We start from the raw sequence: 20,619 nt of genomic DNA on the forward strand, positions 1-20,619 counted from the left end.
CTATTTCGCGGGGTTGTGCGTGCCGATCGGGACCAGCGTGAGCTTCGGGTGGTTCTTCTCGATCCGGCGCAGTGCCCAGACGTCGTTGAACAACGCGAGGTATTCGCCGTCGGACCTGAGCAGCACCTCTGCGCCCGGGACGTTGGCGAGCGCCGGCATGGCCTCCGCCGTCGAGATCCTTGCCATCGAGTACGGAAGGCGCTCCAGGCGCATCGGGGCGTTGAAGTCGTGGGCCATGCGGTCTTCCACAACCTCGAACTGCATGGGACCGACAGCCGCGAGCACGGGTGCCTGGTCGCCCCGGACGTCGGAACGGAGCACCTGGATGACGCCTTCGTGCTCAAGCTGCTCAATGCCGCGGCGGAACTGCTTGAAGCGGCTGGGGTCCTTGGACCTGGCCACCTGGAAATGCTCGGGCGCAAAGAGCGGGATGGCAGGGAATTCCACGGGCTCGTCGAGGAACAGGCTGTCTCCTACGCGCAGCGAGGACGCGTTGACCAGGCCAACGACGTCGCCGGGATAGGCCTCGTCGATGACTTCGCGTTCGCGCCCGAACACCTGCTGGGCGTACTTCGTGGCGAAGGACTTTCCGGTGCGTGTCTGCGTAACAACCATGCCGCGCTCGAAGACGCCGGAGCACACACGGATGAACGCGACGTGGTCGCGGTGGGCCCTGTTCATGCCGGCCTGGACCTTGAAGACGAACCCCGCGAAGGGAGCGTCTACCGAACGGGCCTCGCCGTCGACGTCGGGGCGGGGCGCGGCCGGAGGCGCGAAGTCCACCAAGGCGTCAAGGATTTCCTTGACCCCGAAGTTCAGGGCCGCCGAACTGAAGAGGATAGGTGTTGCCGTTCCGGCGTGGAAGCTCTCAATGTTGAACTCGAGGTTCGATTCGATCACGAGTCCGGCTTCGTCGACGGCGTCGCTCCAGTTGTTGCCCTGGGTTTCGGCTGCTTCCTCCGGAGTGAAGTACTCGGTGATGGCGATGTTGGCACCGGCATTGTTGCGCGCGAACCGTGCGAAGCGGTCATTTCGCAGGTCCCAGACCCCGCGGAAGTCGCCGGAAATGCCCACGGCCCACGTCAAGGGCATGGGCTGGAGTCCGGTGCGTTCCGTGATCTCGTCCATCAGCGCGAGGGCGTCGAGGCCCGGGCGGTCCCATTTGTTGATGACCGTGATGATGGGAAGGTTTCGCTGCTTGCAGACTTCGAAGAGTTTCATGGTCTGCGTTTCCAGGCCCTTGGCGGCGTCCACCAGCATCACTGCGCAGTCGACGGCGGCCAGGACGCGGTAGGTGTCCTCGGAGAAGTCGGCGTGGCCCGGGGTGTCCAGCAGGTTGATCACAGTGTCCCGGTAGGAGAACTGCAATGCCGCGGAGCTGATGGAAATACCGCGGTCCTTTTCCATCTGCATCCAGTCGGAAACAGTTTCCTTGCGGTTGGCCTTGCCGCTGGACGCACCGGCGGTGCCGATGACCTTGGCGTGCAGGGCGAGGGCTTCCGTGAGCGTGGACTTGCCGGCGTCAGGGTGCGAAATGACCGCGAAAGTCCGACGCCGGGAGGCCTCATGGTGAATTTCCTGGACTCGGGCGGGGCTCAGGACTTCTTGGGACACGGTGCTACTTTCGCTGCGATCTGGGCGTTGCCCGCATTGGAACGACGGGCCGAACGTGGGATGGAGGCTGGATACTGGCCCCGTGCCGGCAGGGGGCCAACTCAGGGAGCGGCACGATTTGCGCGCCGGCCAAGATACCAAGTTTATCGCAGCCCGGGACCACGCCGGAGGCAGGGTCCCGGGCCGGCGCTTAACAGGATCGAAACGAAGTGCACAAACCTCCGAAATCACCTGCCGATAGTTTGAACTCATAGCGGATGCGTCCGGCCCGGATTGGAGCCATCCGCCAGGAAAAACCAGGCCGCCGACGATGGCATGAAAGGAACAGGGCATCAATGAATCCAGGGAATGACTTGTTCTACGATCCCCTCGGCCCCTCCCCCGCTGGGAACCCGGTTGGGAACCAGCAAGGACACCGGCCGAACGCCAGCAGAGGTGGAGTCCACCCTCCTGCGAGGCAAGCGCATCCGGACACGGGAAGGGCCGCCGCCCGGGAAGCGGCGCTGCAGAGCGTGCGACGCGACCTTGAGCGACTCGCGCGCCTTCGGACGGCTCCCTGAGGGTCAAGGGTCACTGAGGTTCCGGGACCGAACTGAGGGTCCGGGACCGAGCTGAAAGTGGCGGTGCGGCGGCCGCCGTCGAACGCGTTTCGAAGGTCCCGCCACATAACCCAATTTGGGGCACTTTAAGGCTTGCCCGTGCGGTTGTTGCCGGTCTATACCTCTATCATTGAGCTTGCGGGAAACCTGGCATTTTGATCCCGTCGACTTACTGTTGAAAACCGGCACACTTGCGGGCGCGCCTGCGTGCACCTTTGAAGGGAACACCTATGGCTCGGAGCCCCGAAGATTCGCTCAAGGCGACTCTGGGCAGGGTGGCCCCCGGAACACCGTTGCGCGACGGCCTGGAACGCATCCTCCGTGGGCGCACCGGCGCCTTGATTGTGCTGGGAACGGACCGGACCATCGAATCCATCTGCTCCGGCGGCTTTGAAATCGGCATCGATTTCTCCCCGACGCGGCTGCGTGAACTCGCAAAGATGGACGGTGCCATCATCTGCGACAAGGACGCCGGGAACATCCTTCGTGCCGCGGTACAGCTTGTGCCGGACTCCAGCATCGAGACCCAGGAATCAGGAACGCGTCACAGGACGGCCGAGCGCGTGGCCATCCAGACCGGTGTTCCGGTGATTTCGGTCAGCCAGTCCATGCAGATCATCGCCCTCTACGTCAACGGCCTGCGCCACGTGCTTGAGGGCTCCGAGAAGGTCCTGGCCCGCGCCAACCAGGCTCTCGCAACCCTCGAACGATACAGCGCCCGCTTGGATCAGGTCACTAGCGCCCTATCGGCCCTCGAAATCGAGGCCATGGTCACCGTTCGGGATGTGGCTGTCACCCTCCAGCGCCAGGAAATGGTCAGGCGCATTGCCGAGGAAATCGCTCAGTATGTCTTGGAACTGGGTGAGGACGGCAGGTTGCTCTCGCTGCAGTTGGAAGAGCTCACCACCGGCCGCGGCCCGGGCAGCGACGTGATCATCCGCGACTATGCCGGCGCCAACGCCTCGCCCGAGGACATCGACGGTGCGGTGCAGGCCCTTCTGGATCTTGGCCCGGCGGAGCTGATCGATCTGGGCAAGATCGCCGGGATCATCGGATTCGCCGGGGGCATGGACGTGCTCGACGCGGGTGTTCAGCCGCGCGGCTACCGCCTCTTGTCCGGGCTGAAGTCGGTTCCGAAAGCCGTGGCCGACCGTTTGGTGGAGCACTTCGGCGGACTCCAGTACCTCATGGCCGCCACTATCGACGATCTCATGACCGTGGACGGCATCGGCGACCAGCGCGCCCGGACCGTCCGCGAAGGGCTCAGCCGCATGGCCGAAGCCAGCCTGCTGGACCGGTTCCTCTAGCCGAGCTGGAACACGGCTTTCGTGCTCGCCTTGTTTCCCAGTACGGCCTTGAAGGTGTAGGTGCCGGTGGCAGGCTTGGCCGAGATTACGCCGCAGCCCTCCGTCGTCCGGTTGCGTTGCCACGGGAAGTTGGCGATTTCGCTCTTGCCCGGATCGATCTGCTTCACGAGGTCATCGCCCTTCGCTTGGCAGTCCTTGGAGGAGAAAATCCGGTCCTCGCCGCTCATCACCAGGAACTCCATCTGGGACGTGCCGACGTTGACCTGGCACGGTGCTGCTCCGCCATTGGTGATCTTCATGCTCAGCACGGGATTTTGCCCGGCCGCATACGCAGGCTGGTCCGTGGACGCCGTTACCGTCACCAGATTGAGGTCGCACACCGGCGTGGCTGCGGGCGTTGTGGTGGCCGCGATGGGATCCGTCGTAGCGGCCTGGCTCGCGGGAGCGGCTCCGGGGGCTTGGGTCGTTGATGGGCCGGGATCAGCCTTGCCCGCAAGGGATGAACTCATAGCCACGGCCCCGGCCACGAGCATCGCCAGGACCACCAGGAGCGCGCCGAAAACAACCAGCCTCCGACGCCGGTAAACGGCAGGGCTCGTCCGTCGCCTTTGGGGCCGGGCCCCGTTCGTCGAACGGTTTACGCCTGTGGTCCGGGCAGCGCTTTTTGCCGACGGCGACGTGCGCGCCCTCGGCGGTTGCTTGCCCTTGTTGACCATGCTTCTAGGCTAGGCAACGCAAGGCGTGGATGGTGCCGCACCACGCCGCCGGGCCCTGATCCGAGCCAGTATGACCTACGTCATTCCCGGCCGGCTCCACTACAGTGGATGGCAGGAATCGGCTGCCAACAGGGCCCGCCACGAACCGCAGCAAGGATCTTCATGTCACTGCCCGGCTCCGCCGAGATTGCCAGCGCCGCTGAACTTGCCGGCACCCATCGCCTCACGGACTTACACCAGTCCATGGACCGCTGGTTCTCCGAGGTGGCCCGCATATTGCCGTGGAGGTCGCCGGACTGCAGCCCGTGGGGGATCCTGGTAAGCGAGGTCATGCTGCAGCAGACTCCGGTAGTCCGCGTCCTGCCGGTGTGGAGAGACTGGATGGAACGCTGGCCCGAACCCGCGGATCTCGCAAAGCAGCCTTCGGGCGAGGCCGTGCGACATTGGGGGAGGCTCGGTTATCCCCGCCGCGCGCTCAGGCTCCACGCGGCCGCCGTCGCGATCGTGGAAGAGCATGGCGGCAGGGTGCCGGACACGCATGCCTCGCTGTTGAGCCTTCCCGGCGTCGGCGACTATACGGCCGCGGCCGTGGCTGCTTTTGCTTTCGGTCGCCGCGAAACGGTCGTAGACACGAACATCCGGCGGGTGCATGCCCGGCTCGTTTCGGGACTTGCGCTTCCGGCGCCGTCGCTCACCGCGTCGGAGATGCGCCTCGCCGAATCACTCATGCCCGACGACGTCGGGCTCTCCGTCCGCTGGAACGCTTCCGTCATGGAACTCGGAGCGCTCGTGTGCACCGCCCGCTCCCCCAAGTGCCTGGATTGCCCCGTCCGCGATTCCTGCGCGTGGCTTGCGGCAGGTGAACCGCCGCCCACGTATACGCCCAAGGGCCAGGCGTGGCACGGGACAGACCGGCAGCTGCGGGGTGCCGTCATGGCCGTATTGCGAGTGGCAGAGTCGCCGGTAGCCCCTGAGCTGTTCGAACGATCCGCAGCTGACCTCGGTTTCGCCGCCGAGGGCGCGGCCGTCCCGCTGGCGGCCCTGCACCGCTTGAATTCGGCCCCCGAGCAGCTGGAGCGCGCTGTTCAGGGGCTACTGAGTGACGGCTTGGCCGAGATGCACGACGGCGGGCTGCGGCTCCCGGCCTAGGCCTCCTTTTGCGCGGCTTCCGCTACGACATGGCTGGCTTGCGCGCTGGTTTGCGGGCTAGGAGATACGCCTGCGGGGTCTTCTCGTGCCTGTCGTCCGGCTCGCGGAGAAGCTGCGCTTCAGCAACAAAGCCGGCCTGAACGAGGAGTTCCATGATGCGCTCAGGCGGCAAGCGGTAGGCGTCGAGGTCGATTTCGTGGCCATACGCGAAGTCCAAATGCCTTGGCTCGTCGCCGGCCTGGAAAGCGAGCAGCAGCAAGCCGCCGTCCAGGAGGGTCCGGTGGAACTCCGCGAACACCCCCGGCAAACGGGCGGGCGGCGTATGGATGATCGAATACCAAGCAACGATGCCACCCAGAGTGCCGTCCGCCAGCTCCAGGGCCTCCATCGATCCTTCATCGAACTGCAGGCCGGGGTGGTCCTTGCGGGCTACTGTTAACATCTCCGGCGACAGGTCGATGCCTAAAGCCGCCAGCCCGAGGGAATCCAGGTACGCCGTGATCCGCCCGGGCCCGCAACCGATGTCGGCAACCGCCCCGCCTCCCGAGGAACGCACGAGCTCGGCGAACGTGCCGAGCATGGCCCGGTCAATTGGTTTGGCGTCGAGTTCGTTGCGCAGGAGTTCAGCGTAATCGGCGGCTACCGTGTTGTAGGCGGCGCGAGTGGCAAGCAGATCCGAGGGTTCAATCATGCAAAGAACCCTATCCTCTGTGGCCGGCGCATTCCGAAAACCCTGCAAAACCCTGCCGAACCGCCCATGACTAGGCCTTGAGGTCGCGGAGCCGCAACGATCCGTAGATGTCGGTAACGATGTGCCTGCCAGTTGTAGATATCCCGTTCCCGGCCCCGGGTGCGGGATTATTCTCAAGTATGCGCAGGTTGTGGGCCGCCATTGCATTGACCACGACGGCGGCGCTCTGGTCGGGATGCGAACCTCAAGTCACCGTTTGTCCGGCAATTGCGATGGCCCCCGTGGTCTCCCTGACAATCACGGCAGAGTACGCGCCAACGGTCAAAACCGTCCATTTGAAGGCATGCCAGGACGGGAAATGCCGCGAAGCCGATTTGGAGCTGCGCCCGGGCAGCGTGTCGCTCCCTCAATCCTGCGGGCCGGAACCCGAAGGGTCATGCTCTGCCGTCGCGTCACCGGATGGCACCCGCTACGGCTTCCTCAACATGGGAACGCTGACGTCCTCGCCCATCGATGCCGAAGTGACTGGCGCGGACACAAACGGCGGGACCTTGCCGGTCAGGACACTCAACTTCACGCCCATAAGCGCCAAACCGTGGGGCGAGGAGTGCCAAACCGCCATCACGGCAAGCCTCGTGCTCGATGCCCGCGGCCTGCGGCAGTCCTGAACACCCCCCGCACCACGCCCCCCGCGCCACGGCAAATTCCGACATGCAGCGACATCTCGGCGCGGCGTCAGATCTCGCCGAATCCCTGTTCCACCAGCCGCCTGACGTAATCCACGGCCTTCGATGAATCTTTGCCCCAAGCCTCGACCTTGAGCTTGCCGCCCTTGCCCACGGCGAGGCTCATGAGTTCCATAATGGAGGTGCCATCGACGCCGTTTACAGTTGCCTCGACATCCAGGCCGGCAAGTCCGCCAGCAATTTTGGCCGCAGGCCTGGCGTGCATTCCCATCGGGTTTACGAGCTCGAACTCACCGCTTTCCGCCGGTTCGCCCCTGCCTCGGGATTCTGCCGGCCCCGCCGTCTCAAAAACGGGCTCCTGACCAAAACGCACCCCCTCGGCGGCAGCCTTGACTGCGGCCGCCGAGGCACCACCCTGGGTGGCCACCGCGGCGGCAACCAGGCCCTCAACCAAGGGAGCGTCGGCAAGGAGGACCTTTTCCGGCTCGCTGCAGAACTCGGCCGCTGATTCTGCCGTCATAACCGCCGAACCAAGATCCGTCAGGACCACCACGCCATCGCCTGAAGCCTCCCCAAGTCCTGCCTCGAATGCGGCGATCGTTTTCTCCAGGTCGGTGCCAATCCGGCCATCATCCGTGCCGCCTACGGCGTAGAACTTCACATCGGTGGCCATCTGCGCAGCCAACTCCACCGCACCTTCCGCGATTTTCCGGCTGTGCGAGACCACCACCAAGCCCACCGTCATTCAGCGGCCCCTTCAGGGAATCCCGCAGCGGTAGCGGCTGCGCGCAACAACAGGGCAGAAGACACAGCCCCGGGATCGCGGTGACCTGCGCTGCGTTCACCGAGGTAGCTTGCGCGCCCCTTGCGGGCTACCAACGGATCTGTCGTGACGGCACCAACTTCGGCAGCCTCGGCCGCCGCAGCCAGCACCGCCACAGCATCTCCACCGGCCACCAGGGCCTCGTCCGCCGCTTCCACAGCAGGAGACCAGGCATCCACCATGGTTTTATCACCGAGCTCCGCCTTGCCGCGGGCAACAATTCCGTCCCGAGCCGCGGTCAGTGCTCCGGCGAGCGCCGCTGCGTCAATGTCTGCGTCTTCTCCCAGTGCCGTGGCCGCCCTAAGGTACGCGGTTCCATATAGCGGTCCGGCTGCCCCGCCCACTTTGGACATCAGTGCCATCGCAGCCAACTTCAGGGCTGCGCCAGGTGTCTCGGGCGGAGTCTGGGCAAGTTTCTCCATGACGGCCTGGAATCCCCGGTCCATGTTTTCACCGTGGTCGGAGTCGCCTATCGCACGGTCCAGCGCAATCAATTCCTCCCGATGCTCGGACATGAGCCGAGCGGAGAGGGTCAACCATTGGACCGCCCATTCGACCCCCAGGCCCACTGTCACATCCCCCAACGCAGGGCCGGAGTATGGACGGGTGCGTCCCAGAGGGCGGTCAGTTCGTCATCGAGCCGCAGTACCGAGATGGAGCAACCTTGCATCTCAAGCGACGTGACGTAGTTGCCCACAAGTGAGCGCTCCACTTTGGCTCCTCTTTCCGCGAGGATCTGGGCCGCCCGGCGATAGACAATGTACAACTCACTGAGGGGCGTACCGCCCATTCCGTTGACGAAGAGCAGCACCTCTTCACCGGCCTTGATCCCGAGGTCCTCCAGGACAGGGTCCAAGAGGCGGCTGGTGATGGCGTCGGCGCCCTCCATGGCGATCCGGTGCCTGCCTGGTTCACCGTGAATGCCGATGCCGATTTCGATTTCATCGTCAGCGAGTTCAAAGCTGGGCACCCCGGCATGCGGCACCGTGCAGCCGGACAAGGCGACGCCCATGGTGCGCACGTTCCGGACAACTCCCTCCGCCACGCCCGCGACGGCCTCCAGCGAATCCCCACGCTCCGCTGCCGCGCCGGCAATCTTTTCGACCAGCACAGTGCCCCCCACACCGCGACGGCCTGCCGTATACAGGGAATCCTCCACAGCGACGTCGTCGTTGACGAGAACCGAGCGGACGCTGATTCCTTCAGCCTGGGCCATCTCTGCCGCGGTCTCGAAGTTCAGCACGTCACCGGTGTAGTTCTTCACGATGTGTATGACGCCGGCGCCTGAATCGACTGCGGCGGTCGCCGGAATGATCTGGTCAGGAGTGGGCGAGGTGAACACGGCACCCGGCACGGCGGCGTCGAGCATTCCGTGCCCCACAAAGCCGGCATGAAGCGGCTCGTGGCCGCTCCCACCTCCCGACACAAGCGCCACTTTGCCGGCCACGGGCGCTCCTTTTCGAACGACAAAGATGGGGTCCGTATGGACGTCCACGAGATCGGCATGGGCCATGCCGAAACCTTCGACAGACTCGTCCACCACCGAGCGGGGATCGTTGATGAGCTTTTTCATGGGGCGCTCCTGGGGAGTTGCTGGTAGGTGATTTGACCCTACTACCAGCGCCCCGGGCACGGTAGGGGAACGGTCCGTACATGGAAATTCCGGAACCCGGAAACACAGAAGGGACAACCCCCAATGGTTGTCCCTTCTGAAAAACCTTCCGGCATCCGCCCGGTCAGTGTGGCGGCCCGCCCACCGTCAAACGACCGATGCTGAGGTCTTGGGGTGCTGCGTCTTTGGCCATCGAGTCTGGCCAAAGATCCGTGCACCCGGACCGCATGCAACCTCCGGTCCCCTGCTTGCGCGACTCCGGTGTGGCGCCGGGACGCGGCATGTCAATTTGGAAACCTGAAAAGTCCGGAAACATAACGTGGTACTTCATTTCTCGCCTCCACAGTATGGTTGGCCCGCCGCAACCGAGCCTCAACTAGTTTATCCATCAAGTTGATATACGTAAAGACGTGCGGGGTGGCACATACGGGAGCCAAGGAGAAGAAGCGGAGCTAAAGGACCCTGATCATGCGGGTGTTGCCCAGGGTATTGGGCTTCACGCGGGCCAGATCCAGGAACTCGGCCACGCCCTCGTCATGGGAACGCAGCAATTCCGAGTAGACCTGGGGATCGACGGCGGTTTGGTCCGCCATGACTTCGAATCCGTGGCGCTTGAAGAAGTCCACTTCAAACGTCAGGCAGAAGACACGCGCAACCCCCAAGGCCCGGGCGTCTTCCAGAAGTTGCTGGACAAGGACGTGACCCACGCCTTTGCCCCGCCAATTGTCGTCCGCCGCCAAAGTGCGCACCTCGGCCAGGTCCTCCCACATGACGTGCAAGGCACCACAACCGATCACCTCGCCATCGGACGATTCGGCAATCCGGAACTCCTGAAGGCTCTCGTAGTAGGCCACGGTCTCCTTGGCCATCAGGATTCGCTGCTCCGCCAGAGGCGCTACAAGCCGCTTGATCGCGGCAACATCGCCGGTGCGGGCAGGGCGGATACTGAACGTCGAAGTCACAGCCACAATCTTACGAGGCCGAAGGCGCCTAAAGCCCCAGGTCCTCAGGAAGAGGAACGTCCCGTCCAAGTACCTGCCTGGAAAGGAAGTGCTCCACGACGCCGTACCAGACCTTGGCGTGCTGCGGCTGCAGGATCCAATGGTTCTCGTCAGGGAAGTACAGGAAGCGGTGCTGGGTCTCACCGTTCTCATCAGCGGGCAGCCCGGAACTGGAAAGCAGTTCGTACCAAAGCCTCAGGCCCTCGCCGATCGGCACTCGGTAATCCTTGTCACCGTGGATCACAAGCATGGGTGTCTTGATCTTCCCGACATGGAGATGGGGCGAGTTGTCCAGTGCCATCTCTGCGGTCATTTCCTTGAGCCAGTACTGCGAAGCGTCCGTTGTGGGCCCGAACTGGTCCATGGCCCACAGACTGGCGTGCGTCACGATCGCCTTGAAACGATCCGTGTGCCCGGCCACCCAGTTGGCCATGTATCCGCCGAACGACCCACCCATGGCGGCTGTCCGCGTCTGGTCAATGTCGGGCCGCTGGACCACTGCGTCGGTGATGGACATAAGGTCCGTATACGGCGCCTTGCCCCATTCGCCCCAGCCGCGCTGGATGAATTGCTGGCCGTACCCGGTGGACAGTGCCGGGTCCGGCAGCAGCACGGCATACCCCTTCGATACGAGCAGCCATGGATTCCACCGCCAGGTCCAGGCATTCCACGAGCCCAACGGCCCGCCGTGGATCCACAACAGCAAGGGCGCCGGATTCGCCCCCGACGCGCCTTCCGGGAGCGCGAGGTAGGCCGGAACCCTCGAACCATCAGCCGCGCTCGTCTCCACCCGCTCCAACTTGCCTTTGATCGTGGGGCGCTCAGCGGGCGCGGGGAGCCGCTCGACGTCGCCTGAGGCGAGCTCGATCCGGACGGCTTCCGCCGGGAATTCATAAGAGCTGCGCAACGCGAACGCACTCAGCCCATCCGGCGAAACCACGACGTCGGTGTACGCCGCCGCGTCCTGCGTCACCCTGGTGACCGTACCGTCCGCGACGGCGACCCGGAAGACCGGCATCGCGCCGTCGTCGTCGGCTGTGACGAGGAGCGAGTGCCCGTCCGGCAGCCAGGCCGCGGGCTTGCCCCAGCGGTCCCAAGCGGGCGCAAGGGGCTCTAGGTCAAGGGTTTCTCCTGCCCCGACGTTCAAGAGATGGAGTTTGACCTGGGGCGCCTGCCCGGGGGTACTGTCGCTTTCGCTGACTACCGAGAGCCTTTTGTTGTCAGCGCTGACCGGGCCCGGGAAATAGCTCATTCCCTCATGGTCAAGGAGCACCTTGACCTAGCCGGAGGCCACGTCGACAGCGGCGAGCACAAAGCGCGTGTCGGCCTTCGCGAGCGGCTTGGCCAGGCTCGTATAGATCGTCTTGCCGTCCGGGCTGACCACCGCGTGGGTGTTGCGGAGGTTGCCGCCGACGTCGGGCGTCAGATTGCGCAGTTTCAGGGGTGCGGTTGCGTCCACGGTCGCGGGCTTCCCGGACTCAGCCGCGCCCCCGTTTTCCACGGCGAACAGCCTGGGCTGGGCCGGGCCCAGATCTGCGTCCCAGTAACGCACCGGGTAGCCGGTGTGCAGAATGGCCGCTACCTTGTTGTCCTTGCGGCTCTTGCGGCGCTCCTCGTCATTATCCTCATCGGTGGAACCGGCAAGGACCGAGGCCGTCACGAAAGTTGCGTCCGCGGCTGACGCGGCCATGACGCCCCCGATTCCGCCTGCACGGGAGTACACCACCCGGGCCTCACCGCCGTCGGCCGGCAGGAGCCACAACGCGCTCACGGGATCCGCTCCGGGGCTGTCCGGATCGGGCCGGGCTGAGGTGAAGTAGAGGTCACCGTTGGCAGCAAACACCGCGCCGGTTTCTCCCTTGGCGCTGCGGGTGATGCGGCGGGCGTGCTTCTTTCCGGCAGGATCAAGCTCCCAAAGGGCCGTGACGTATTCAGTGCCCTTGGCGTTGAGCGTGGAAACCGTAGTGACCAGGCGGCTTCCGTCCGTGCTGAGAGCCAGGCCGCCGACCCGGGGGATGGCCAGGTAGTGGTCGAGATCGTGGAAAGGAGTTTCGGGTTGCGTGCTCGGGGTCTCGGAGGCATTCGAATCCATGCTCTGATTCAACACGCAATGTGCCCCAGATCACAAAACGTTCACTAAGAGTGAAACAGTTATTTCAGATATTACGAACCTCGGGAACGCAAAAACCCCGCCCGCTCCTTGAGGGGAGCGGGCGGGGCCTCTGAGTCGGCGGAACCTGAACCTAGGCGCTCGGAGCGATTTCCGGGATGCGGGGCTTGGCGTTGCCGGCGAAGGTGAACTTGGCGTCGTCGCCTTCGCCGTCCACATCGACCACCACGATGTCACCGGGGTGCAGCTCGCCGAAGAGGATCTTCTCGGAGAGCTGGTCCTCGATCTCGCGCTGGATGGTGCGGCGCAGCGGCCGGGCACCCATGGCGGGATCGTAACCCCGGGTCGCCAGGAGGACCTTGGCGGCCGTGGTGAGCTCGATGCCCATGTCCTTGTCCTTGAGACGGCTCTCGAGGCGCGTGACGAAGAGGTCCACGATCTCGATGATCTCGTCCTGCGTGAGCTGTGGGAACACCACGACGTCGTCAACGCGGTTGAGGAACTCGGGGCGGAAGTGCTGCTTGAGCTCTTCGGTGACCCGTGCCCGCATCCGGTTGTAGCCGGTGGTGGTGTCCGTACCGGACTGGAAACCGGTGGCCACGCTCTTGGAGATGTCGCGGGTGCCCAGGTTGGTGGTCATGATGATCACCGTGTTCTTGAAGTCCACCACGCGGCCCTGGGAATCGGTCAGGCGGCCGTCTTCCAGGATCTGCAGCAGCGAGTTGAAGAGATCGGCGTGGGCCTTCTCCACTTCGTCGAACAGCACCACGGAGAACGGACGACGGCGGACCTTCTCGGTCAGCTGCCCGCCCTCTTCGTAGCCGACGTAGCCCGGAGGGGCACCGAAGAGACGCGAAACCGTGTGCTTCTCGGAGTACTCGGACATGTCCAGCGTGATGAGGGCATCCTCTTCACCGAACAGGAATTCGGCCAGCGCCTTGGCGAGCTCGGTCTTGCCGACGCCGGTGGGGCCGGCGAAGATGAACGAGCCACCCGGACGCTTGGGGTCCTTCAGGCCTGCACGCGTGCGGCGGATCGCCTGGGACAGGGCACGGATGGCCTCGTCCTGGCCGACGACCCGCTTGTGCAGCTCGTCTTCCATCTTGAGGAGGCGGCTGGATTCTTCCTCGGTGAGTTTGAAGACCGGGATGCCGGTGGAGTTCGCGAGAACTTCGGCAATCAGCTCCTCGTCCACCTCGGAAATATCGTCCATGCCGCCGGACTTCCAGTTGCGTTCCTTCTCGGCACGCTCGGCAATGAGCTTCTGCTCCTTGTCGCGCAGCGAGGCGGCGCCTTCGAAGTCCTGGGCGTCGATGGCGGATTCCTTCTCCATCTTCACTTCGGCGATGCGCTCATCCATGGCCTTGAGCTCCGGCGGGGCAGTCATGCGGCGGATGCGAAGCCGGGCACCCGCTTCATCGATCAAGTCGATCGCCTTGTCCGGCAGGAAGCGGTCCGAGATGTAGCGCTCGGCCAGCGTTGCAGCAGAAGCAAGGGCTCCGTCGGTGATGGTCACCCGGTGATGCGCCTCGTAGCGGTCACGCAGGCCCTTGAGGATCTCGATCGCATGCGCGACGGAAGGCTCCTTGACCTGGATCGGCTGGAAGCGGCGCTCCAAAGCGGCGTCCTTCTCAATGTGCTTGCGGTACTCGTCCAGTGTGGTGGCGCCGATGGTCTGGAGTTCACCACGGGCCAGCATCGGCTTGAGGATGGACGCGGCATCGATGGCACCTTCTGCAGCGCCGGCACCCACGAGCGTGTGGATCTCGTCGATGAAGAGGATGATGTCGCCGCGGGTCCGGATTTCCTTCAGGACCTTCTTCAGGCGCTCTTCGAAGTCACCACGGTAACGGGAACCGGCAACAAGGGAACCAAGGTCAAGCGTGTAGAGCTGCTTGTCCTTGATGGTCTCCGGCACATCTCCCCGGACAATCGCCTGGGCGAGGCCCTCGACGACGGCAGTCTTGCCGACGCCGGGCTCACCGATCAGCACGGGGTTGTTCTTGGTCCGGCGGGAGAGGACCTGCATGACGCGTTCCATCTCCAGCTCGCGGCCGATCACGGGATCAAGCTTGTTTTCCCGCGCGGCCTGGGTGAGGTTGCGGCCGAACTGGTCCAGCACCACCGAACCGGCGGGGGTGCCTTCCTGTTGGCCCGGACCTGAGCCGGGACCCGCAGTTTCTTTGCCCTGGTAACCGGAAAGCAGCTGGATGACCTGCTGGCGGACGCGGTTGAGGTCGGCGCCAAGCTTGACGAGGACCTGCGCGGCAACGCCTTCACCCTCGCGGATGAGGCCAAGCAGGATGTGCTCGGTGCCGATGTAGTTGTGGCCGAGCTGCAGGGCTTCGCGGAGCGAGAGCTCAAGCACCTTCTTGGCGCGCGGGGTGAAGGGGATGTGGCCGGACGGGGCTTGCTGGCCCTGGCCGATGATCTCCTGTACCTGCTCGCGGACGCCATCGAGCGAAATGCTCAGGGACTCCAGCGCCTTGGCGGCAACGCCCTCACCCTCGTGGATCAGACCCAAGAGGATGTGCTCGGTACCGATGTAGTTGTGGTTGAGCATGCGTGCCTCTTCTTGGGCAAGCACAACAACGCGACGGGCACGGTCCGTAAATCTCTCAAACATTTCGCCACACTCCTAGCTACGACGTACTTTGATGCTACGTGGCAACGCTGGAATTTTGGGGCGTGTTCGCCACAGGGGAAACATGGCCGCACCGGGAATAAGTCCGCTCAACTCGTCCGTGGACCTCGGGATCACTGCGGAGACCGGATCCAGGGCTTCCACGGTCACGCCGCGCTTCCGTCGATACCCCCACAGCCGGCCGGCCGCCGTCGTTCTTCCCGGCAAACGTGGTGACTGTCCACCGGATATGCCCAGTCGGCTCCAAACCTTCCTGGGAATAGTGGCGCCATGCTGCCAAACGACATCGTTATCCCGGCGAGCCGGGCGGTTAAAAACAATACCCCGGCCGTAGGGCCGGGGTATTGATACTTGGTGTCAGGAATTAGCCTTCTGGTAGGCTTCCTGAATTTCGGCCTGAATGCGCCCGCGGCTGTTTACGGTATAACCGTTGTCGCGCGCCCATTGACGGATCTGTGCGGAGTCCTGGTTTCTCCCTGCGGCAACGCGGCTACGCGTTGCACGGCCAGTCGATGTCTTGCGCGCCTTAGCTACAAATGGCCCCAGAGCGTCCCGCAGCTTCGCAGCGTTGGCACTGGACAGGTCCATTTCGTAACTGACTCCATCAAGGCCAAAGCGGACAGTTTCATCCGCGGAGCCCTCATCCAGGTCGTCAACGAGGATAATTTTGACTTTCTGTGCCATGAAAAGACTCTCTTTTGGAGGGGTCGGATATGCCGAATAGCTAGACTACTAATTAAAGATTATCGTCCAGCGCATGGCACTCCGTCAAAGGCTCAGCCAAAGGCATCCTCAAAGGATCGCCAAAGACACTATTAAATCTTCGGGAGCGGCCGGAGAAAGAGCTATTTGGCAGGGGTCGAGCCGTCGCCCGCCGGCTTGGCAATTCCGAATCCGGCTTCTTCCTGGGCACGGGCTTCTGCTTGTCGCTCTGATTTGTCCGCGTTGAAGATAGCCTTCATGGCAAACCAAAAGAGAAGTCCGACGACGACGGACGGTGCAAGAACGGCAATGTATTCCATGGTCAGTGCCCTTCGGGCTTGAGGAGTGGGAACAGGATGGTTTCCCGGATGCCTGCTCCGGTGAACAGCATGACCAAGCGGTCGATGCCTAGGCCGATGCCGCCCATGGGCGGAGCACCGTATTCAAGGGCGCGCAGGAAGTCTTCATCCAACTGCATCGCCTCGACATCGCCGGCTGCCGAACGACGCGACTGCTCCGTGAGGCGTTCGCGCTGGATGACGGGGTCGATCAGTTCGGAGAAGGCCGTGCCGCGTTCCATGCCGCCGATGATGAGGTCCCAGGCCTCGATCAGGCGGCCGTCCTCCCGATGCGGCCGGGCAAGGGGCTGCGCGGAGGGAGGATAGTTGTAGACAAAGGTCGGGTTGAGCAGGGTGGGTTCGACGATCTCGCCGAACAGTTCTACTACGAGCTTTTCGGCGTCCCACTTGGGATCGACCTTGACCTCGTGTTTGGCGGCAATCGCTTGAAGTTCCGCCACCGTGGTGTCCGGAGTGATCTCTTCGCCGATCGCCTCGGAGAGCCCCGGGTAGACGGCAACCCAGGCCCATTCGCCGTCGAGGTCGATCTCTCCGGCGTCAGTCTGGATGGTGCGGGTGCCCACGACGTCGGCGACGTTCAGGATGATTTCCTTCATGCGCTCGGCCATGACGAACTGGTCCGCCCACGCCTCGTAGCACTCCAAGGTGGTGAATTCGGGGCTGTGCGTGGAGTCGACGCCTTCGTTGCGGAAGACGCGGCCCATGTCGTACACGCGGTCAATTCCGCCCACCACGGCTCGCTTGAGGAAGAGCTCGGTGGCGATACGCAGGGTCATCTTCTGGTCGAAGGCATTCATGTGCGTCTCGAACGGGCGGGCCGTGGCACCCCCGTGGACGAGCTGCAGGATGGGGGTCTCCACTTCCACATAGCCGCGGCGGTCCAAGGTGTCGCGGACCGAGCGGGTGATCGCTGCGCGGGTGTAGACCATTTCCCGGGCTTCGTCGCGGACCATGAGGTCCACGTAGCGCTGCCTGACACGGGTTTCCTCATTCAGCTCAGCGTGCAGCACCGGCAACGGGCGCAAGGCCTTGGAGGCCATGGACCAGGAGTCGGCCATGACGGACAGCTCGCCGCGCCTGGAGGAAATGACTTCGCCCTTGATGAAGACGTGGTCTCCGAGGTCCACCAGCGCTTTCCAGTCCGCTAGAGTTTCCTCGCCGACGTTCGCGAGGCTGAGCATCGCCTGCAGGCGCACGCCCTTCCCGTCCACGCCGCCCTCCTGGAGGGTGGCGAAGCAGAGCTTGCCCGTGTTGCGCACGAACACGACGCGGCCGGTGATGCCCACGATGTCGCCGGTGGTTTCGTCAGCCTGGAGATGGGCGTACTTCTCGCGGATCTCGGCAAGGGAATGCGTCCGCTCAACACCCACCGGGTAGGCCTCGGTGCCGCGCTCAATCAGCTTGCTGCGCTTTTCCATGCGGATGCGCATCTGTTCGCTGGCGTCGGCTGGCTCGGCGGCGGTGTGCGGGGATGGGGTGTTTGCGGAAGTCACAATCCACAAGTTTACCGGGGATTCCTTAGAGTTCCCTATCTTCCCCTCCCGCCCCCGCGGCAACATAGACTCGGGCTGTGGAGACATGGACAGTTGAAACGGACGACGACGGCGGCCACCTCGAGGTGCACTCCTTCCGGCCGGTAGCCGAAGCGTCCATTCCCGGCGCTTCGAGCGCTACGGACGAGCCCGGCGTCGTGCTCGTTCACGGCACCTTGGTGACCGATTCCCTTTACTGGCCATTCGCCCGGAACCTGAGCGTCCTGCTTGGCCGGCCGGTGCATTCCTACAACCGGCGCGGCCGCGGCCGGTCGGCACCGCAGCCGCCAAGCTACTCCGCTGCGACGGAGACCAGCGACTTGCTTTCCGTGATGGAGGCGAGCGGATCCACCGATGTTGTTGGCCACAGCTATGGCGGATTCGTCGCGCTCCAGGCGGCGCTGCGCGCACCAATTTCCCGCCTCGTCACTTACGACGCCGCGGTTTCCCTCTCCGGCAACTTGAACGGTCGCTGGCGACCGCAATTGGAAGAGGCCGTCACCGCGGGCCAGCTCGACAACGCCTGGGCGCATTTGGTCCAGGGGCTGGGCACGGCCGGCCCGATTTCCTATTTGCCGCTCGGGGCGCTGCGGGTGATCAGCATCCTCTCCGCCAAGACGAGGTTGGGATCCGAGATGCGGGAACTGCTGCCGACGGCGGTGTTGGAGATGCGCGCGATCATGGACGCCGACTCGCATATCCAAGACTATGCGGAGTTGAAGACGCCAACGCTGATGCTAAGTGGCGGGTGGAGTCCGGCGTACTTTGCCGAAACCGGTCGGCAGCTTGCAGCTGCCATACCGGCGGTGGACTTCTCGGTAGTCCCACTCCAGTTCCACGAGGGTCCGCTCCGGCCGGGCAAGCAGCTCGCTGTGAGGATTGCCCGCTACCTGGCACAGGGCGCCGTCACCCTAGGATGAAGCGGTGATAGAACGTGAGGTCCCCACCCCCGACGGCGGCAAGCTCGCCTTGTACAGTTACGGCTCGGCGGATGCTCCGGGAGAGCGCCGCGTGGTGCTCATCGGGGGCGCATTCCTGACCGCGCTCATCTACAGGCCTTTTTCCATGGCGCTATCCAACGGACTCGGCGAAGGTTGGGCAGTCGACGTCTACGATCGCAGGGGCCGAGGCAGCTCGACGGAACTACCCGCAAACTACTCCATGGCCACGGAGATTGCGGACGTGCGGAGCATCATGGACGCCACCGGCGCCAGGAACCTCCTTGGCCACAGCCTTGGCGGATCCGTGGCCCTGAACGCCGTGCAGGAGTTTGCGGGGACAAGCTACGAACCTGACAAACTTGCCGTGTACGACGCCGCCGTGAACATCGACGGGAGCATGGACATGGGCTGGCTGGACGGTTTTGCCCAATCCGTGGATAGCGGAAATGTGGGGCGTGCCATGGCCAGGATGAAGAGGGGCATGCAACCTGGTACCGCCTTGGCGCGAATCCCGGAGCCCATCCTGGCCGGACTCATGGCCCTCGTTTCCCACACCAAGGTCAACAAGGTCCTCAGGGGACTCATGCCAACGGGCGTGGCAGAACTCAAGGCCGCCTACGACGAAGCTGCGCGTCCGCGGGACTTCTCCGTCCTCCCCCGAAGCACGCAATTTATCGTGGGCAGCAAAAGCCCCGAATACTACAAAGTCACTGCAGAGCGGCTGTACGCAGCCGTCCCCGGAAGCACGCTGGTGGTATCGCCAAAAGGCTTCCACGGATCCATTCCTGCCGCGGTCAAGGAACTCGTGACGGACCTTTCCAGCTATTTCAAGGACTGACGGAACCCCGCGGCTCCGTTAGGCTCGAAGCATGACGCGCGAGAACATCACAACGGCCGACGGCGGAACCCTCGAGCTCTTCACGACGGGCGGTGAGCTTGCCGGTGGCGGCTCCGGCGTCGTCGTCGTGCCCGCCTCGATGGTGACCGCCGCGGACTACTCCAAGTTTGCCCAGAAACTCAGTGCCGCCCTCGGCCGCCCGGTCCACACCTTCAACCGCCGCGGCCGTGGTGAATCGTCGCCGCAGCCCGAGGACTACACCCTCGACGTCGACATCCGGGATCTTTCCGAAGTCATGAAGCACACGGCCAGCACCGATGTCTTCGGCCACAGCTTCGGAGGCGCAGTGGCCCTGCACGCGGCGCGCACGCTGCCGGTGGAACGCCTGGCGGTCTACGACCCCGCAGTCTCCGTCAACCACAGCGTGAAGGCCGAGTGGACGAGCGAATACGAGCGCGCGACGGCGGCTGGAGACTTTGACCGCGGGCTCGCCGTGCTCGTGAAGGGCGTCGAGACGGAGGGCGCCTTCGCGCGGATGCCGCTGTCCATGCTGACACTCGTCACCAAGCTGGCGTCGGGCACTCCCATGGGCAAGCAGATGCGTGAGCTCATGCAGGCCGGCGTGCGTGAGATCAAGGCAGTCATCGCCGCGGACATGCCCGCAGAGCCGTTCCTTGAGCTACCGCTGGAAACACTCATTGTGGTGGGGGAAAAGAGCCCCGCCTACTTCGGTGTGGCGTGCGGCCAGATCCATGACGTCCTCTCCGGATCGAGCTATACGATCCTCCCCGGCCACGGCCACGACGGAGTGATCCGCGCACCCGACAAGCTCATCGCCGAGCTTTCCGACTTCTTCTCGGGCTAAACGCCGGCTCACATATGCCCGGGTGCGGCGGGACGCCGGCTCACATATACCGGGTCCGGGCGGGACGCCGGCTCACATATACCGGGTCCGGGCGGGGTGCGGGCCTGTTTTTGCCGGGCGGGTTAAAGGGGTCAGGCCCCGACACGTGGTGTCGGGGCCTGGCCGTTAATGGTTGTCCGGCGGTGTCCTACTCTCCCACACCCTCCCGGGTGCAGTACCATCGGCGCTGTGGGTCTTAGCTTCCGGGTTCGGAATGGGACCGGGCGTTTCCCCCACGCTATGACCGCCGTAACCCTGTTACCCGATCCGCCGCACGGGGTGCGGGGTGGGAAGATCCGTGGTTACAACATGTGTTCCTTTTCGGGAACTGTGGTGTTGTTATTCGGTTGTGGTTTGTTCCTGAACGGTTTGTTGTTCGGGAACCACATAG

Annotated in this window: 17 protein-coding genes, 1 rRNA gene and 1 pseudogene; 6 read left to right on the forward strand and 13 right to left on the reverse strand. The window is 64.0% G+C overall.

Going from position 1 to position 20,619, the window contains the following annotated elements:
- Entirely contained in the window at positions 1–1,614 is a 1,614-nt protein-coding gene (locus ABEA18_RS15080; RefSeq protein ID WP_345450338.1) for a peptide chain release factor 3, read from the reverse strand.
- Between the two features lie 829 nt (positions 1,615–2,443).
- Between ABEA18_RS15080 and disA the strand changes: the two genes are divergently transcribed.
- The gene (gene disA / locus ABEA18_RS15085; RefSeq protein ID WP_345450340.1) at positions 2,444–3,520 is read left to right on the forward strand and encodes a DNA integrity scanning diadenylate cyclase DisA; all 1,077 of its coding nucleotides are present in this window, start codon (positions 2,444–2,446) and stop codon (positions 3,518–3,520) included.
- On the opposite strand, the gene ABEA18_RS15090 is transcribed toward disA, so the two are convergent.
- Positions 3,517–4,236, reverse strand: a complete 720-nt coding sequence (locus ABEA18_RS15090) for a hypothetical protein (RefSeq protein ID WP_345450342.1) — start codon at positions 4,234–4,236, stop codon at positions 3,517–3,519. The genes disA and ABEA18_RS15090 overlap by 4 nt on opposite strands.
- 243 nt (positions 4,237–4,479) lie before the next feature.
- Here ABEA18_RS15090 and ABEA18_RS15095 point away from each other — a divergent pair, with 243 nt between their 5' ends.
- On the forward strand, positions 4,480–5,385 hold the full coding sequence (locus ABEA18_RS15095) for an HhH-GPD family protein (RefSeq protein ID WP_345450366.1): 906 nt from the start codon (positions 4,480–4,482) through the stop codon (positions 5,383–5,385).
- A gap of 22 nt (positions 5,386–5,407) precedes the next feature.
- Here ABEA18_RS15095 and ABEA18_RS15100 read toward each other — a convergent pair whose 3' ends face one another.
- Positions 5,408–6,076 carry a class I SAM-dependent methyltransferase gene (locus ABEA18_RS15100; RefSeq protein WP_345450344.1) on the reverse strand — a complete coding sequence of 223 codons (669 nt, stop codon included), beginning with the start codon at positions 6,074–6,076 and terminating at the stop codon, positions 5,408–5,410.
- 272 nt (positions 6,077–6,348) lie between these two features.
- Between ABEA18_RS15100 and ABEA18_RS15105 the strand changes: the two genes are divergently transcribed.
- Positions 6,349–6,744 (forward strand): hypothetical protein, encoded by a 396-nt coding sequence (locus ABEA18_RS15105; RefSeq protein ID WP_345450368.1) that lies wholly within the window; start codon positions 6,349–6,351, stop codon positions 6,742–6,744.
- A 67-nt stretch (positions 6,745–6,811) separates the two neighbouring features.
- Here ABEA18_RS15105 and dhaM read toward each other — a convergent pair whose 3' ends face one another.
- From dhaM to lysS, 9 genes and pseudogenes are all read right to left on the reverse strand, one after another.
- Positions 6,812–7,507, reverse strand: coding sequence for a dihydroxyacetone kinase phosphoryl donor subunit DhaM (dhaM, locus tag ABEA18_RS15110; protein WP_345450346.1), 696 nt, complete (start codon positions 7,505–7,507; stop codon positions 6,812–6,814).
- Positions 7,504–8,154 carry a dihydroxyacetone kinase subunit DhaL gene (gene dhaL / locus ABEA18_RS15115; RefSeq protein WP_345450348.1) on the reverse strand — a complete coding sequence of 217 codons (651 nt, stop codon included), beginning with the start codon at positions 8,152–8,154 and terminating at the stop codon, positions 7,504–7,506. Before dhaL ends, dhaM begins: the two co-directional genes overlap by 4 nt.
- A 2-nt stretch (positions 8,155–8,156) precedes the next feature.
- The gene (dhaK, locus tag ABEA18_RS15120; RefSeq protein WP_236814121.1) at positions 8,157–9,158 is read right to left on the reverse strand and encodes a dihydroxyacetone kinase subunit DhaK; all 1,002 of its coding nucleotides are present in this window, start codon (positions 9,156–9,158) and stop codon (positions 8,157–8,159) included.
- 491 nt (positions 9,159–9,649) lie between these two features.
- Positions 9,650–10,159: an amino-acid N-acetyltransferase gene (locus ABEA18_RS15125; RefSeq protein WP_345450351.1), complete on the reverse strand. Its 510-nt coding sequence runs from the start codon at positions 10,157–10,159 to the stop codon at positions 9,650–9,652.
- Positions 10,160–10,187: 28 nt separating this feature from the next.
- A pseudogene (locus ABEA18_RS15130) lies at positions 10,188–12,290 on the reverse strand (S9 family peptidase).
- A 151-nt stretch (positions 12,291–12,441) separates the two neighbouring features.
- Positions 12,442–14,934 (reverse strand): ATP-dependent Clp protease ATP-binding subunit, encoded by a 2,493-nt coding sequence (locus ABEA18_RS15135; protein WP_345450353.1) that lies wholly within the window; start codon positions 14,932–14,934, stop codon positions 12,442–12,444.
- Between the two features lie 375 nt (positions 14,935–15,309).
- A complete protein-coding gene (locus ABEA18_RS15140) occupies positions 15,310–15,636 on the reverse strand; it encodes a histone-like nucleoid-structuring protein Lsr2 (protein WP_236814113.1) in 327 nt (108 codons plus the stop codon).
- A gap of 161 nt (positions 15,637–15,797) precedes the next feature.
- On the reverse strand, positions 15,798–15,974 hold the full coding sequence (locus ABEA18_RS15145) for a hypothetical protein (RefSeq protein ID WP_172465751.1): 177 nt from the start codon (positions 15,972–15,974) through the stop codon (positions 15,798–15,800).
- Positions 15,975–15,976: 2 nt separating this feature from the next.
- On the reverse strand, positions 15,977–17,506 hold the full coding sequence (gene lysS, locus ABEA18_RS15150) for a lysine--tRNA ligase (protein WP_345450355.1): 1,530 nt from the start codon (positions 17,504–17,506) through the stop codon (positions 15,977–15,979).
- A gap of 77 nt (positions 17,507–17,583) precedes the next feature.
- Here lysS and ABEA18_RS15155 point away from each other — a divergent pair, with 77 nt between their 5' ends.
- The 3 genes from ABEA18_RS15155 to ABEA18_RS15165 are packed head-to-tail and all read left to right on the forward strand — an operon-like array spanning position 17,584 to position 20,189.
- Positions 17,584–18,465 (forward strand): alpha/beta fold hydrolase, encoded by an 882-nt coding sequence (locus ABEA18_RS15155; RefSeq protein ID WP_345450357.1) that lies wholly within the window; start codon positions 17,584–17,586, stop codon positions 18,463–18,465.
- A gap of 4 nt (positions 18,466–18,469) precedes the next feature.
- Positions 18,470–19,324 carry an alpha/beta fold hydrolase gene (locus ABEA18_RS15160; protein ID WP_345450358.1) on the forward strand — a complete coding sequence of 285 codons (855 nt, stop codon included), beginning with the start codon at positions 18,470–18,472 and terminating at the stop codon, positions 19,322–19,324.
- Positions 19,325–19,355: 31 nt separating this feature from the next.
- A complete protein-coding gene (locus ABEA18_RS15165; protein WP_345450360.1) occupies positions 19,356–20,189 on the forward strand; it encodes an alpha/beta fold hydrolase in 834 nt (277 codons plus the stop codon).
- A gap of 174 nt (positions 20,190–20,363) precedes the next feature.
- Here the strand turns inward: ABEA18_RS15165 and rrf are convergent.
- A 5S ribosomal RNA gene (gene rrf, locus ABEA18_RS15170) occupies positions 20,364–20,480 on the reverse strand.
- Positions 20,481–20,619: the final 139 nt, after the last annotated feature.

The sequence above is a fragment of the Arthrobacter gyeryongensis genome, from assembly GCF_039543785.1.
Taxonomy (GTDB): domain Bacteria; phylum Actinomycetota; class Actinomycetes; order Actinomycetales; family Micrococcaceae; genus Arthrobacter; species Arthrobacter gyeryongensis.

Bases quoted from the DNA above. Each gene is read 5' to 3' on its own strand.
- disA (WP_345450340.1), top strand. From the start codon at position 2,444: ATGGCTCGGAGCCCCGAAGATTCGCTCAAGGCGACTCTGGGCAGGGTG.
- ABEA18_RS15090 (WP_345450342.1), bottom strand. From the start codon at position 4,236: ATGGTCAACAAGGGCAAGCAACCGCCGAGGGCGCGCACGTCGCCGTCG.
- ABEA18_RS15095 (WP_345450366.1), top strand. From the start codon at position 4,480: ATGGACCGCTGGTTCTCCGAGGTGGCCCGCATATTGCCGTGGAGGTCG.
- ABEA18_RS15100 (WP_345450344.1), bottom strand. From the start codon at position 6,076: ATGATTGAACCCTCGGATCTGCTTGCCACTCGCGCCGCCTACAACACG.
- ABEA18_RS15105 (WP_345450368.1), top strand. From the start codon at position 6,349: ATGGCCCCCGTGGTCTCCCTGACAATCACGGCAGAGTACGCGCCAACG.
- dhaM (WP_345450346.1), bottom strand. From the start codon at position 7,507: ATGACGGTGGGCTTGGTGGTGGTCTCGCACAGCCGGAAAATCGCGGAA.
- dhaK (WP_236814121.1), bottom strand. From the start codon at position 9,158: ATGAAAAAGCTCATCAACGATCCCCGCTCGGTGGTGGACGAGTCTGTC.
- ABEA18_RS15135 (WP_345450353.1), bottom strand. From the start codon at position 14,934: ATGTTTGAGAGATTTACGGACCGTGCCCGTCGCGTTGTTGTGCTTGCC.
- ABEA18_RS15140 (WP_236814113.1), bottom strand. From the start codon at position 15,636: ATGGCACAGAAAGTCAAAATTATCCTCGTTGACGACCTGGATGAGGGC.
- ABEA18_RS15145 (WP_172465751.1), bottom strand. From the start codon at position 15,974: ATGGAATACATTGCCGTTCTTGCACCGTCCGTCGTCGTCGGACTTCTC.
- ABEA18_RS15165 (WP_345450360.1), top strand. From the start codon at position 19,356: ATGACGCGCGAGAACATCACAACGGCCGACGGCGGAACCCTCGAGCTC.